Raw genomic sequence first — 13,407 nt, forward strand, 5'->3', positions numbered from 1 at the left:
TCAGGGCTTCACGGGTTCCATCGGCTCGCTGGGTGAGGGCACGCGCCCGAAGCGGCGGAAGAGCACCGGCACCACCAGCATGTTGAGGAACGTGGAGGACAGAAGGCCCCCGAGGATGACCACCCCCATGGGGGCCTGTATCTCATTGCCCGCCTCGTCCCCCGCGATGACGAGTGGCACCAGCGCCAGCCCCGCGCAAAGCGCCGTCATCAGCACGGGCGCCAGTCGCTCCAGCGAGCCCTGCACCACGGCTTCCGCGAGCCCCTTTCGCTCCTCGGTCATCAGGTGCTCATAGTGGCTCACCATGAGGATGCCGTTGCGAGTGGCGATGCCGAACAACGTGATGAAGCCCACCAGCGAGGCCACGCTCACCACGCCGGAGGTGAGCGCCACCGCCACCACCCCGCCAATGAGCGCCAGCGGCAGATTGATGAGCGTGAGCAGCGAGTTGCGCACGGAGCCGAAGGCCACCACCAACAGCAGGAAGACGCCAACCACGACGCCCACGCTCAGCCAGCCGATGGTTCGCGTGGCCGCCTCGGCGCTCTCGAACTGCCCACCGTAATCCACGTAGTAGCCCGTGGGCATGGGCACCTCGCGGTTGATGCGAGCGCGCAGTTCCTCCACCACCGTGGACAGGTCGCGTCCCGCCACGTTGGCCTGCACCACCATCTTGCGCTGCACACCCTCGCGACTGATGGTGTTGGGGCCCGTTTCGCGCGCGAGGCTCGCCAACATCTTCAGCGGGATGCGGTGGCCCGTGGGCGTGTCGATGGGTGTCGCGGCGATGGCATCCAGGTCCTCTCGGGAGGCGTCATCCAGGCGCACGGCGATGTCCACCACGCGCTGGCCTTCCAGCACGGTGCCCACCGTCTCTCCAGCGAAGGCACGCTCCACCGCTTCAGCCACCTCGCCTGAAGTGAGTCCGTAGCGTGCCACCGCGTCCCTGTCCGCGCGGATGCCAATCTGGGGAATGTCCACCTGCTGCTCGATGGCCACATCCACCGCGCCCGGTGTGGCCTCCGCGACCTCCTTCACCTGCTCGGCCAGCGTGCGCAGCCGGTCCAGGTCGTCGCCATACAACTTCAACGCGATGTTGGCCCGCGTGCCGGAGAGCATGTGGTCGATGCGGTGGCTGAGCGGCTGACCGATGGTGATGATGACTCCGGGCACCTGCGTCAGCGCCTTGCGCAAGGCCTCCAGGAGCTGTTCCTTGCTCCGCGTGCCCCGGGAGAGGTCCAGCCCCACATCCACCTCCGCCGCGTTGACGTCCTGCGCGTGCTCATCCAGCTCCGCCCGACCGGTGCGCCGGGAGGTGGAGACGACCTCCGGGAAGGACAGCAGCACCTCCTCCACCCGCCGGCCCAGTCGGTCGCTCTCTTCCAGCGACGTGCCCGGCAGCGTGACGGCGTTGAGCGTGAGCGTGCCCTCGTTGAACTCCGGCAGGAACGAGCGCCCGAGGAACGGCACGACGGCGAGCGTGGCCACCAGCGCCAACCCCGCTCCGGCCAGGATGGCCCGGGGTCTCGCGAGCGCCCACAGGAGCAGCGGCCGGTAGCGCGCCTTGAGCCAGCGCAGGACGGGCCCTTCTTCCGCGCCCAGCGCCCTGGCCTTCGGCAACAGGTACGCGCACAGGGCAGGCGTGAGTGTCACCGCCACCACCAGCGACGCGGCGATGGCCACGATGTACGCCAGCCCCAGTGGCGCCAACATCCTCCCCTCCAGCCCCGACAGGAAGAAGAGTGGCAGGAAGACGAGGATGATGATCAACGTGGCGAAGACGATGGCATGACGGACCTCGATGGAGGCCCGGTAGATGACCTCCAGCGCGGGCCGCCGCTGGTCCTCCGGCAGGTGCTCGTTCTCCCGCAGACGCCGGAAGACGTTCTCCACGTCGATGACGGCGTCATCCACCAGCGCGCCGATGGCGATGGTGAGTCCGCCAATCGTCATGGTGTTGAGCGTCACTCCCAGCGCCTTGAGCGCCAGCACCGCCGCGACCAGCGACAGGGGAATGGCGGTCAGTGAGATGAACGTCGCCCGCGCGTTCATGAGGAAGACGAGCAGGATGACCGCGACGAGGATGGCGCCATCCCGCAGGGCCACCGACACGTTGCGCACCGCCACGGAGATGAAATCCGACTGCCGGAAGATGTTGCGTCCCACCACCATTCCTCGCGGCAGCGTCGCCTGCACCTCGTCCAGCACCGCATCCAGCCGCTCGGTCAGCGCGAGCGTGTTGGCGTCCGGCTGCTTCATCACCGCGAGAATGACAGCGGGCTCCGCGTTGGCGCTGCCCTCGCCGCGCTTGATTCGAGGCCCCACCCGCACATCCGCCACCTGCCCCACGGTGACGGGAACGCCGCCTCGCACCTTGACGACAGTGCCCGCGAGGTCCTCCACCCCTCGGGCCCGCCCCACGGCGCGCAGCAGGTACTCCTGTCCGCCTTGTACGTAGAACCCGCCGGAAGCGTTCTGGTTCGTGGTGCGCAGGGCGTGGGCCACCTGCTCGAAGGACACCCCCAACGCCTGCAGGGACTCCGGACGCAAGAGCACCTGGTATTGCTTCACCGACCCGCCGATGGGCACCACCTGCGAGACACCCGGGACCGAGAGCAGGCGTTTGCGCAAGACCCAGTCCGCCGCGCCGCGCGCCTCCATCATCTGCGCCTCACGGCCCGCCGCCTCCTTCGCCAGGGCCTCCGGCTTCCAGGAGACGGAGAGGAAGAGAATCTCTCCCATGACGGAGGAGATGGGCGCCATGGAAGGTGGAGGCACGTCCGCCGGCAGCTGCGCGGCGACAAGCTGGAGCTTCTCGTTCACCACCTGGCGCGCGGTGTGGATGTCCGTGCCCCACTCGAACTCCACCCAGACGATGGAGATGCCCACGCCCGACGCCGAGCGGACCCTGCGCACGCCCGTGGCCCCGTTGACGGCCGTCTCGATGGGGAACGTGACGAGCGTCTCCACCTCCTCGGGCGCCAATCCATGGGCCTCGGCGAGCACGGTGACGGTGGGCGCGGTGAGGTCGGGGAAGACGTCCACGGGCATGCTTCGGGCAACCTGGAAGCCCAGCACCAGCAGCAGCACGGAGGCGGCCACCACCAACAACCGGTTGTCGATGGACCAGCGAATGAGGCGATTCATCGGTGTCGTGCCTGAGAGGGAAGGGGCTTAGTGCTGGTGGCCGTGCTCGGGAATGGCCCCGGTGGCGGTGGACAACTTCAGTTCGTAGGCCCCGCGCGAGACGACGCGCTCGCCTTCCTTCACCCCGTCCAGCACCTGAACCCAGCCGCCGGAGCGAATGCCGGGGCGGATGGCGCGCTTGAAGAAGGACTCGCCGCCCTCCATGACGAAGACGGTGGGCCGGCCGTTGTCGTCCACCACCGCGGCCTCGGGGACGGCCAGGGCCCTCACGGTCTCCCCCGTGTAGAGCGTCACCTTCGCGAACATCCCCGGCTTGAGCGTGCCCTCGGGGTTGGGCAACTCGAAGAGCACGGGCACGGTGCGCGTTTCGGCATCCACCACGGTGCCGACAGCCACCCGGCGCCCCGTCTTCTCGTCCACCGTGAACTCGCGCGTGAAGCCCGCCACCGTGAAAGCCGCTCCCGGCGAGTGCTCCACCTTCGGAGCATCCACCTCGTACACCCTGGCCTCCAGCCACAGCCTTGAAGGGTTGAGGACGGACACGAGCCGGGTCCCTGCCTGCACCACCGCGCCGGGCGTCACGTCCGCGAAGGACACCACGCCCTCCAGCGGTGAGCGCAGCTCGAAGGCCGCGCCTCCCGCGCTCCCCGCGCCACTCTGGGTGCCGCGATAGAGGGAGAGTTGACGCTCGGTGGCCGCCACCTTCGCCGCCGCCACTTCGCGCGCGACCCGCGCCGAGTCGAGCTGCTTCTCTGGAAGCGCCTTCGCCGCGAACATCTCCTCCGCCCGCGTCACCTCGCGTTCGGCCAGTCCCAGCTCGGCCCGTGCCCGTGCCGCCTCCATCTCCACGGTGGCCAGATCCGTCGCGCCCGCCATCGCCGTGGGCGCGAGCCTCACCAGCACGTCCCCCGCCATCACCCGCTGCCCCAGGTGCGGCACCCGCCCGCCCACGAGGATTCTCCCCGCCACGGGCGCGGACAGCTCCGCCGCCTGTCCCGCCACGGGCTTCAATTCACCATGGGCGCGCACCCCGCCCTGGAGCACCCGGGCTTCGGCGGGAATCGTGGCGTAGCGGGTCTTCCACTGCTGCTCCTTGAGGAATGGCACCGAAGGCTCTCCCGCTGGCGCCTCGGGGGACGCGGTGGCCACCGCGTCGGCGAGGGAGGGATGCACCACCACCTGCCCGGCCTCCACCGTCCCGGACACCTGCTCTCCTTCGAGACGCAGCGTCAGCGTGGCCGCGCCGGGCTTCGTGGGCCGCACCTCGGGTTTGAAGATGCCGTCGCGCAGCAGCTTCTCCGCGACGAAGCGCTCCTCGGCGCCGTCCGCGTAGCGCAGCGTCGCCGTCACCTGGCCCTTCGTCACCACCCTGAAGCCCTCTGAGTCACGCGCGTCGGTGAAGTGCGCCACCAGCGGCGAGGGCTGTCCCACCACCAGCGCCGGGTACTCCATGAACAGCTCCAGGCCATCCTGGTAGGCGGTGACGGAGAGGCCCGGTCGCTCCGGCTCGGTGGAACTCGTGGCGCCGTGCGCGGCCCCCTCGCCGTGTCCGTGGGCGGCCTCACCCTCATGGGCATGGCCCGGGTCCTTGCAGGATGTGGCGAGCATGCATGCGAAGGCCAGGGAGAGAAGGTACGGGCGGCTCATGGCTGGGCACTCCGGGGTGCGGCGCCATCCCAGGCGCCCGAAAGAAGGAAGAGGTCGGCTTCGGCCTCGGCGACCGCGAGGGAGAGAGCCACGGCGGTCAGCCGCGCTTCGCGGGCGGTCCGCTCCGCGTCCACCAGGACGAGGAGGTCCGCACCGCCGCCCTGGTATGCCGCCTGGGCGATTCGGCGCAGCTCCTCCGCGCGAGCGAGCACGCCCTCCCGCTGCCGGGTCCGCCGCGCCCGCTGGCCCTCCACATCCTCCAGCACGGCGGTGAGCCGGGTGCGTGCGGCATGGATGAGCGCGGCCCGTCGGGCCTCGGCGAGCTGAAGGCGGGCCCGAGCCTGGGCCTCCTGTCCCTGCCTGCGGTCGAAGAGCGGCAACGGCAGCGCGAGGCCCACCACGTAGCCGCCGCCAGCCCCCGGCTGTCCCACGTTGATGAGCTGCCCGCCTGCGTTCACCGTGGGGTCTGGAACCCAGCCTCGCGTCGCCGCCTCGCGAGCTGCCTGGGCGCCCTGTGCCTCCAATTCCAGGGCCCGGACATCGGCGCGGCGCGACTCCAACTGGGCCAGGAGCTGTTCCGAGGAAGGCAGTACGCGCTCTGGAGCCAGCGGCCCCTGGAGATGAGGCAGGGACTGCGTTCCCGGGCCCAGAAGGGAGAGCGCCTGTGCCCGCGCGTGATGCTCGTCGAGCACCGCGCCACTCAAGCCATCCTCCACCGCCGCTGCTTCGATTTCGATGCGCAGCCGGTCGTAGCCGGCGGCATCGCCCGCCTGCTCCCGCACGACAATGACTTCCGCCAGATGCCTCAGGGAGGAAAGCGACTCCTCCATGATGAGCCGTCGCTCCTGGGCCGCCAGCGCCGCGGAGAAGGCGCGTACCGCCGCGTGACGCAGCTCACCCCGCGCTCTCGCGAGGGTTGCCTCGGAGGCCCGCGCCCCCCGGTTCGCGGCCTCTGCTTCCAGCCCCAGGCGCCCGGAGAGCACCAGCGGAATGGAGACGTTCACGATGTCCTGACTCGCCCTCGAGGCCGAGCCCGAGGTCGCCTTCTCCCGTTGCCACTCCAGCGTGGGATTGGGCCACCGCCCCGCGCCTGCCGCCGAAGCCCGCCCCGCCGCGGCTTCCGCTTCCGCGACCCGTCCTTCCAGGCTCCCGGCCTCCACCTGCCGCACGTACAGGGCTTCGGTCAGCGGCGTCTGGGCCGTGGCACTCCCCGCGATGAGCAGCCCCAGAATACTACCGGCGATAGTAGCTGCGGGCGAAGGAATGCGGAGCGTGCGCGTGGGCATGGCTGTCGTTCAGGAGAGGAAGTGGAGCGCGGTCTCCACCGCGTGGTGGAGGAAGGCCGTATGGACGAGAGCGAAGGCGAGCATCCCGGTCCCGACGCTGGTTGTGAGCAGGAGGGCATGGGAGGGAACGACCCGCCGCGCTTGTCCATTCAGGAGGAGCCGCACCCGCTGCTCCAGCGCCAGCCTCCCGAAGGCGGGGACTCCGGTCGCGGTGGACGCACGCCGCTGGAGCGTCGCCATCTTCACCAGGGCTTCAGCCACCACGGTGCCATCACCGACCGCGAGCACCGCCTCCGCGTCGCACGCCTCTTCCGCCGCTGTCTGGTAGGCGGAAGCGAAAACGCGCGCCAGGGGTGGTGGAACGAAGAGCCCCGCGAGGGACAGCAGCAGCGCCGCCAGCGGGTCCCTGCGCCGCAGGTGGGCTTCTTCATGGGCCAGCGCGGCCCGCAACTCGCCTGAGGCCAGGGCCCCCTTCAGGCTGGCGGACAGGAGGATGCGCCGACGGAACACCCCGGCCGCATGGCACAGCCGAGGTGCGCCCGGAACAGCGACTATGGGAAACGCTCCCGGCAGCAGGGCGCCCAGCGCCTCCAGCGCGGCAAGACGTCCACGGGTCCTCAGGATGCGCAGCACCAGCCCGCCCGAGCGGAACAGGAACGTGGCCAGCGCCAGCGCGCCCACCACCGCGAGCACCGGCCTCAACCCGGACGAGTGCAGAAGACACAGGTGGAGATGGTGGCCGTGGCTTTGACAGTGGTCATGACCCAGGCCCACCAACGCACCCAGCGAAGGCGCGGCGGCGGCGGCCACCACCGCCAGGGACACACCCATGGGTAGCGTGGCGAGGAGGAAGGCCCCATCCGCGCGGAGCGCCGGGCGCAGCCGGAGCACGGACGGAGGCAACAGGAAGACAGGGCCCACCAGCAACGAGGTCAGCACGCCCATCGTGGCCGCCACGGCGGCACACTCCAGCAGGAAGGCCAGGGCGGAAATCATCCTCGCCCCCGCCGTTCGGCGATGAGCTGCGCCAGCCGGTCGAGCAATGACTCATCCACTTCGGCCGCTGCGTCCACGAACGCCGCCAGCGCCGTCTCACCATGTGACTGGAGGATGTCTGTCGCCAATCCGTCCGCCAGCGCCTTCTCGAACTCGGGCTGGGTGAGCACCGGTGAGTAGCGCCACGCCAGGCCGTCCTTCTCACGCCCGAGCAGGCCCTTGCGATGCAGCCGGTCCATCGTCGTCATGATGGTCGTGTACGCCCGCTCCGCGCGACCCGTCATGCGGTCGCATACCTCACGGGCCGTAGCAGGAGAGCGTGTCCAGACGACCTTCATCACGGCTGCTTCGAGGGTGCCGAGGGGTTCCCAGGTGCGCTTCTTCACGAATGCATCTCTATCCGCCACCAGCTACTATCGTCAATAGTAACAGCCGGCTCCAGCCTCTGGATGAACCGGTCAGGAGGAGCCGTGTGGGTGTCTTCCCGTGTGAAGGGCGCGGTGCTTGGCCTTTCCGCCGCAGCTCTTTTCGGTGTCAGCGCGCCCGTGGCGAAGTTGCTGCTGCCCTCCAGCACGCCCTTGGTGTTGGCTTCGCTGCTCTACCTGGGCGGCGGGCTGGGGCTGACGGGGCTTGAAGCCCTGCGCCGACTGGGCCCGTCTGGCGTCAAGGGTCGCGAGGCGGGCATCGGGCGCAAGGACCTTCCCCTGCTGGCCGGTGTCATCCTCTGTGGTGGCATCCTGGGGCCGGTGCTGATGCTGGTGGGCCTGCAACGCATGTCCGGAGTGGCGGCCTCCCTCATGCTCAACCTGGAAGGCCCCTTCACCATCCTGCTGGCACTGCTCGTGTTCGGGGAGCACCTGGGGCGAGCTGGCACCCTCGCCGCGGGCTTCGTCATGGCGGGCGCGGCGGTCCTGGGGTTTCAGGAAGGGGAGCTGCACGGAGATATCATCGGTGTGCTTGCGCTGTCCGGCGCATGCCTCGCCTGGGCGGTGGACAACAACCTCACGCAGCGGCTGTCGCTCAAGGATCCGCTCACCCTCGTGCGCATCAAGGCCCTGGGCTCCGGCGCGTGCACGTTCGTCCTCGCCTGGATGACGGGCCAGCCCTTTCCCGGTGCCCATGTCGTGGGAGGCACGTTGGTGCTCGGCTTCGCGAGCTACGGACTGTCCATCGTCCTGGATGCCTATGCACTCCGACTGCTGGGCGCGGCGCGCGAAGCCGCGTACTTCGCCACGGCCCCCTTCGTGGGTGCCCTGGTGGCCGTGCCCCTGCTGGGGGAAAGGCTGCGGCCCCTGGACCTGGTCGCGGGTGGGCTGATGGCCACGGGCGTGGTGCTGCTGCTGCGCGAGCGGCATGGCCATTCGCACACGCACGCGCCACTGGCGCACGAACACGCCCATGTCCACGATACCCACCACCAGCACGCGCATCCTCCCGGCATGTCCACCGCCGAGCCCCACAGTCACCCCCACCACCATGCGCCTCTCACGCATGACCATCCGCATGTGTCGGACCTGCATCACCGCCACAAGCACTGAGAGCGGATGGGCCCGGTCAACGTCGCAACGTCACGGACGGTTACGTCATCAGCCTCGCGGTGGGTATCGCCGGCTGAATCCCCCCCAATGAAACAGCGAGGCGAGCGTGGAGTGCCCCTGCGCCACTCCCCGCCCGCCCCGCCTTGCTTCACGTCAAGAGAGCGCCGCCCCGGGTGGCGGTCTCCCTCGCCGTCACTGGAACAGCAGGCAGTAGGTGTCGAGCTGGTAGAAGTCCGACGGCACGAACGGCGCCCACGTCTGCCGCACGAAGTAGAGGTGACGCCCGTCCACGCTCAGCGAGGGGTGGAACTCGTCCTTCTCCGTGTTCACCGCCGGCCCCAGGTTGATGGCCTTGGTGAAGCGCCCCCCGATGTTGATGCTCGCGTACAGGTCTCCCAGGCCGTGGCCCTCCGGACGGTTGAGCGAGGCGAAGATGAGCACCCGGCCGTCCGCGGAGATGTGCGAGTTGTACTCCCAGTAGTCCGGGCTGTTGACGCCCGTGCCCAGCTTCTCCGCGGGGGCGTAGCCGGGGCCGCGGCGCTCCGAGCGGTAGATGTTGAAGTCCGAGTCGAACGTGCCGCTGGCGAAGTACACCGTCCCATCACGCGTCGCGCTGACGTAGAGCTCCTGGCGGTCCGAGTTGACGTTGGGGCCCAGGTGCTGCGGCGCGCCCCAGCTTCCATCCGCCTGCTTGTGCACCACCCACAGGTCCGAGTCCGCGCGCTCCTCGGTGCCCGTCACGGGACGGGTGGACGAGAAGAACAGCGAGTTGCCGTCCGGCGTGAGGAACGGGTCGGTGTCCAGGTACGTGCCGGAGAAGGACACCAGCTGTCCGGGGGTGAAGTGGCCGTTCACCTTGTGCGTCTCGTAGATGGCCTGGAACGGCGCCTCCGCCGCATCCACGTGGTAGTACGCCGTGTTGCCGTCCGAGGAGAAGGTGAGCCGGTACTCCGAGCGGTCCGGGAGGGAGACCTCTCCCGGCGCGAACATGCTGCCGCCCGCGGGGCAGGTCAGGAACCGCAACGACTCGCTGGACACCTCTTGCGCGCCGAGCGCCTCCGCCACCTTGGCGGACTCAGGCTCCTGCGCGGCGCACGCCATCGTCATGGAGGACATGGCGACGAAGAGGCCAAGAGACCACGACTTCCCAGGGGTGAATCGATTCATGCGACGTCTCCTTGTGTTGGAGACACAGTCGCCCGACCTCCCGAGACTCGCGATGGAGTTGTGACGAACGGTGGAGGTCCTGGGGCCAACGGTGGAATCGCCGCCCCACCCCGCTCAGGAGGGCAGGTCCAGGGCCCGCTGGAGCCTGGCGCGGTAGCTCCGGCCGGACGTCAGCTTCGTGCCATCCCTCAGTGTCAGCACGAACTCGCCCGGGGGCAGTGGCTCCACTTCCTCGATGCGGTCCACGCGGACGATGAGCGAGCGGTGCGCACGCACGAAGTCCTTCGGGTCCAGCTTCGCCTCCAGCGCGTTCATCGTCTCGCGCGCCAGGTACGACTGCTTGCCCAGGTGGACGGAGACGTAGTTCCCCTCCGCCTCCAGGTAGTCGATGTCCTCCACGCGAAGAAACCGCATGCGCCAGCCCACCTTGGTCACCAACTTCGTCGCGTAGGGCTCCGACGTGGGAGGCAGGCGCTGCGACAGCGACTCGAGCCGCTCGATGAGGTCCGAGTCCAACTCCATGGCCCCGGTGCGGCGGCGCTCGCGCACCCGCGCGAGGCTGAGACGGAAGCGCTCCCTGTCGAACGGCTTGAGCAGGTAGTCGAGCGCGTTGGCCTCGAACGCCTGCACCGCGAAGTCCCTGTGCGCCGTCACGAAGATGACCGCCGGCTGCTGCTCCTGGGCCACCGCGCGCAGCACGCCGAAGCCGTCGGGCTCCGGCATCTGCACGTCCAGCAGCACCAGGTCCGGACGCTCCCTGCCAATGGCGGCGATGGCCTCCACACCGTCGCGACACTCGCCGATGACGGCCATGTCCGACTCGTCCGCGAGCAGCTCCTTCAGCCGCTCCCGGGCCAGCGGCTCATCGTCGACGATGAGCACGCGGATGGGCGGAGTCATGTCGCCGGCTCCGTCCGGAAGGGAATGGCCAGGGACACCAGCGCCCCACCCTCCGAGCGTCCGCGCAGCTCCAGCCGGTGGTCCGGACCATAGAGCTGGACCAGCCGCTCCCGCGTAATCCACAGGCCCTTGCCGCCTCCCGAGGGCCTGGGCGCGGTCGCCTCGCGCAGCCCGACGCCGTCGTCGCGGACCTCCAGGAGCAGCGCCGAGCCCTCACGCCGGGCGGACACCGTCACCGTACCCGGGGCGGAGCGCGGGGCGATGCCATGCTGGATGGCGTTCTCCACCAGGGGCTGGAGCAACAAGTGCGGCACGTGGGCGCCGAGCGTGTCCTGCTCGATTTCGTGCTTCACCTGGAGCCGGTCCGTGAAGCGCACGCCCTGGATGTCCAGGTAGAGCTGGAGGGTGCGCAGTTCGTCCCGCAGCGTCACCTCCTCGCGGCCCGCGGCATCCAGCGTGCCCCGCAGCAAGTCACTGAGCCGAGCAATCATCCGCTCGCTGCCCATCGGGTCCCGGTGCACCAGGGCAGAGATGGAGTTGAGCGTATTGAAGAGGAAGTGCGGGTGAAGCTGGGACTTGAGGACGTGGAGCTGGGCGCGGGCGAGCTGGGTGTCCCGAAGCCGGAGCTGCTCGGCGTAGTAGATGGCGTGCGCCACACCGAGGAGCGTCAGGTAGATGAACGGGTTGTAGAGCAGCGCGTGCTCGAGGACGGCCGTGTAGGCGGGGGGCGCGTCGTACCAGTGGAAGTACGGGTCCAGCGAGTAGATGACGGTGGCGCGGAAGAACGAGACGGCGAGCGCGCCGCCCACATGCAGCGCCAGACGGGAGCGCCAGCGACGCCGCTCGAAGGGGAAGCGCAGGCCGTAGTACACGACGGCGATGGTGACGGGCGCCCACAGCGCGGTGGCGAAGCCATCCGTGAGCAGCGCATGAGCCCAGGACACGCCCCGCACCGAGTGCGCCTCACTGGAGGCGGCAAGCCCCTGCAAGGTCCAGTAGGCGAAGGCCGCCACCCACAAAATCCAACCGCGTCCGCGTGACATGCCACCCAAGGTACACGGACTCGCGTCGGCTTTCACATCCACGCCGGTCTCCCCTCTGAAGGCCAGGCTCGCGGGCCCGAGTGAGCAGGCAGGTCAGCCCCGTGACCGGGGGCGATTGAAGGATGTCGGACGGAGTCCATCTCCGCCTGACTTCCCTTTATTGCGGCAATCAAGTGACAATAGACACATGTCACTTTTCCGTACGCTCTTCGTCTCGCTCGCCGTGGTCCTCATGGGGTGCTCCGCGTCGTCCGATGACTCGGGAACGGAGGACCCTCCAGACACGGGGTTCATCGAGGTGGCCGGCGACGACGCGGGAACGCAAGACGCGGGGACTCAGGATGCGGGCCCGCCCGATGCAGGTGGAGGGCCCACCGACAGCCTCGCGGGGCTGACCCGCATCGCCAGCGCCGAGTACCAGTTGTTCTACCTGGTGAACGGTCGGGTGTTGGGCATCGGCTCCAACCGCGCCGGGCAGCTCGGCGTCGGCCATGCCAACCCATACAACCAGGTCCCGCCCGTCGACATCGCCCTGCCCGCGGAGCTGCGTTTCAAGGACGTGGCGGGCGGCGGTTTCCAGAGCGTCGCGCTCGATGTCCAGGGCCGCGTCTGGACCTTTGGACAGAACCTCTACGGCCAGCGGGGCGACGGCACCACGAACGACTACCCCAACCGCACGACGACGCCGAACAACGGCCAGCCGTACCTCATCCTCCAGGACTCCACCGGCGCGACGTTCGACAACGTCATCGCGGTGCGCAGCGCGCTGCTGTTCAACATGGCGCTGAAGGCGGACGGCTCCGTCTGGGTCTGGGGCATGAGCGGCAAAGCGATTGGAGACACGTTGGGCATCGCGGGAGACGGCAACAGGGAGCCGCGCAACATCACCCGGCCCGTGCGCGTCCCGCTGCCGCAGGGCGTGCGAATCACGAGCTTCACCACGAACGACAGCAGCATCTTCGCGCTCGATGACACCGGCAAGGTCTGGGCCTGGGGCGGCAGCGCCGCCGGTGAGACCTTGGGCAGGGGCAACAACCCGGACTATGCGCGACCGAATTCGTTGAACATCCCCGCGCGCGTCAAAGAGCTTGCCGCGGGAGGAGGCCAGTGGATCGTCGCGCTCGACGAGAACGGGAGCCTGTGGGGCTGGGGTATCCAGGGGACGTACCTGGGGCTCGGCCCACCGCAAGGCGATTGGTACCCGGTGTCCACGCCCGTGAAGTTGTCATTCCCGGAGTTCGGTACGCACAAGGTCGTCCACGTCTCCGCGAGCGGCCACGTCACCCACGTGATTCTGGACGACGGCACGCTGTGGGGCTGGGGCGACAGCGCGATGGGCGAGGTGGGCAACGGGGTGATGCTGGACTTCGCCACCTATGACCCGCCGTACAGCTGGAATTGGGACAAGTACCAGAAGATGGTCTTCCGTCCCGTTCAGGTGGCCCCGGGCGTCACCTTCACGGCCCTGCACAACACCGCGCAGTCGTTCTACGCCTACGCCACCGCGACGGACGGCACCATCTACTCCTGGGGCCGGAACAAGACGGGCGTGCTGGGCAACGGCGTGCGGCCCACGGGTGACGTGGCCGGCCGCCCCGACAGTTGGAACGTGGCCACCGCCACGCCCGTGCCCGCGCACCTGCTGACCACGGGCACCGACACGCCGTCGAAGTAGCGCGCGTC

The 13,407-nt window shown here is 69.2% G+C and carries 10 protein-coding genes; 2 read left to right on the top strand and 8 right to left on the bottom strand.

The genetic code is table 11. The annotated features are described in order from the left end of the window. The 5 genes from HUA75_RS23230 to HUA75_RS23250 are packed head-to-tail and all read right to left on the bottom strand — an operon-like array spanning position 1 to position 7,483. Positions 1 to 3,147 carry an efflux RND transporter permease subunit gene (locus tag HUA75_RS23230; RefSeq protein WP_174487656.1) on the bottom strand — a complete coding sequence of 1,049 codons (3,147 nt, stop codon included), beginning with the start codon at positions 3,145 to 3,147 and terminating at the stop codon, positions 1 to 3. Positions 3,148 to 3,174: 27 nt separating this feature from the next. Beyond that, on the bottom strand, positions 3,175 to 4,794 hold the full coding sequence (locus HUA75_RS23235) for an efflux RND transporter periplasmic adaptor subunit (protein WP_174487657.1): 1,620 nt from the start codon (positions 4,792 to 4,794) through the stop codon (positions 3,175 to 3,177). Further along, positions 4,791 to 6,080 carry a TolC family protein gene (locus tag HUA75_RS23240; protein WP_174487658.1) on the bottom strand — a complete coding sequence of 430 codons (1,290 nt, stop codon included), beginning with the start codon at positions 6,078 to 6,080 and terminating at the stop codon, positions 4,791 to 4,793. Before HUA75_RS23240 ends, HUA75_RS23235 begins: the two co-directional genes overlap by 4 nt. A 9-nt stretch (positions 6,081 to 6,089) precedes the next feature. Next, a complete protein-coding gene (locus tag HUA75_RS23245; RefSeq protein WP_174487659.1) occupies positions 6,090 to 7,076 on the bottom strand; it encodes a M56 family metallopeptidase in 987 nt (328 codons plus the stop codon). Continuing rightward, the gene (locus HUA75_RS23250; protein ID WP_371746174.1) at positions 7,073 to 7,483 is read right to left on the bottom strand and encodes a BlaI/MecI/CopY family transcriptional regulator; all 411 of its coding nucleotides are present in this window, start codon (positions 7,481 to 7,483) and stop codon (positions 7,073 to 7,075) included. The genes HUA75_RS23245 and HUA75_RS23250 overlap by 4 nt, the downstream gene beginning before the upstream one ends. A 69-nt stretch (positions 7,484 to 7,552) precedes the next feature. Here HUA75_RS23250 and HUA75_RS23255 point away from each other — a divergent pair, with 69 nt between their 5' ends. Then, positions 7,553 to 8,614, top strand: a complete 1,062-nt coding sequence (locus HUA75_RS23255; protein WP_174487661.1) for a DMT family transporter — start codon at positions 7,553 to 7,555, stop codon at positions 8,612 to 8,614. A gap of 192 nt (positions 8,615 to 8,806) precedes the next feature. Here HUA75_RS23255 and HUA75_RS23260 read toward each other — a convergent pair whose 3' ends face one another. The 3 genes from HUA75_RS23260 to HUA75_RS23270 form a co-directional block, all read right to left on the bottom strand. Continuing rightward, on the bottom strand, positions 8,807 to 9,781 hold the full coding sequence (locus tag HUA75_RS23260; RefSeq protein WP_141643909.1) for a PD40 domain-containing protein: 975 nt from the start codon (positions 9,779 to 9,781) through the stop codon (positions 8,807 to 8,809). A 114-nt stretch (positions 9,782 to 9,895) separates the two neighbouring features. Further along, positions 9,896 to 10,681 (bottom strand): LytTR family DNA-binding domain-containing protein, encoded by a 786-nt coding sequence (locus HUA75_RS23265; RefSeq protein ID WP_141643908.1) that lies wholly within the window; start codon positions 10,679 to 10,681, stop codon positions 9,896 to 9,898. After that, positions 10,678 to 11,694 carry a sensor histidine kinase gene (locus HUA75_RS23270; protein WP_246137276.1) on the bottom strand — a complete coding sequence of 339 codons (1,017 nt, stop codon included), beginning with the start codon at positions 11,692 to 11,694 and terminating at the stop codon, positions 10,678 to 10,680. Before HUA75_RS23270 ends, HUA75_RS23265 begins: the two co-directional genes overlap by 4 nt. A 217-nt stretch (positions 11,695 to 11,911) precedes the next feature. Here HUA75_RS23270 and HUA75_RS23275 point away from each other — a divergent pair, with 217 nt between their 5' ends. Beyond that, complete coding sequence (locus HUA75_RS23275; RefSeq protein WP_174487662.1) at positions 11,912 to 13,399, top strand: hypothetical protein; 1,488 nt, start codon at positions 11,912 to 11,914, stop codon at positions 13,397 to 13,399. The last annotated feature ends 8 nt before the right edge of the window (positions 13,400 to 13,407 follow it).

The organism is Myxococcus sp. CA040A (assembly GCF_013336725.1).
GTDB lineage: Bacteria > Myxococcota > Myxococcia > Myxococcales > Myxococcaceae > Myxococcus > Myxococcus llanfairpwllgwyngyllgogerychwyrndrobwllllantysiliogogogochensis.

Excerpts from the sequence above, each read along its gene's own strand:
- HUA75_RS23235 (WP_174487657.1), bottom strand. The coding sequence starts at position 4,794 with ATGAGCCGCCCGTACCTTCTCTCCCTGGCCTTCGCATGCATGCTCGCC.
- HUA75_RS23275 (WP_174487662.1), top strand. The coding sequence starts at position 11,912 with ATGTCACTTTTCCGTACGCTCTTCGTCTCGCTCGCCGTGGTCCTCATG.
- HUA75_RS23230 (WP_174487656.1), bottom strand. The coding sequence starts at position 3,147 with ATGAATCGCCTCATTCGCTGGTCCATCGACAACCGGTTGTTGGTGGTG.
- HUA75_RS23245 (WP_174487659.1), bottom strand. The coding sequence starts at position 7,076 with ATGATTTCCGCCCTGGCCTTCCTGCTGGAGTGTGCCGCCGTGGCGGCC.
- HUA75_RS23240 (WP_174487658.1), bottom strand. The coding sequence starts at position 6,080 with ATGCCCACGCGCACGCTCCGCATTCCTTCGCCCGCAGCTACTATCGCC.
- HUA75_RS23260 (WP_141643909.1), bottom strand. The coding sequence starts at position 9,781 with ATGAATCGATTCACCCCTGGGAAGTCGTGGTCTCTTGGCCTCTTCGTC.
- HUA75_RS23265 (WP_141643908.1), bottom strand. The coding sequence starts at position 10,681 with ATGACTCCGCCCATCCGCGTGCTCATCGTCGACGATGAGCCGCTGGCC.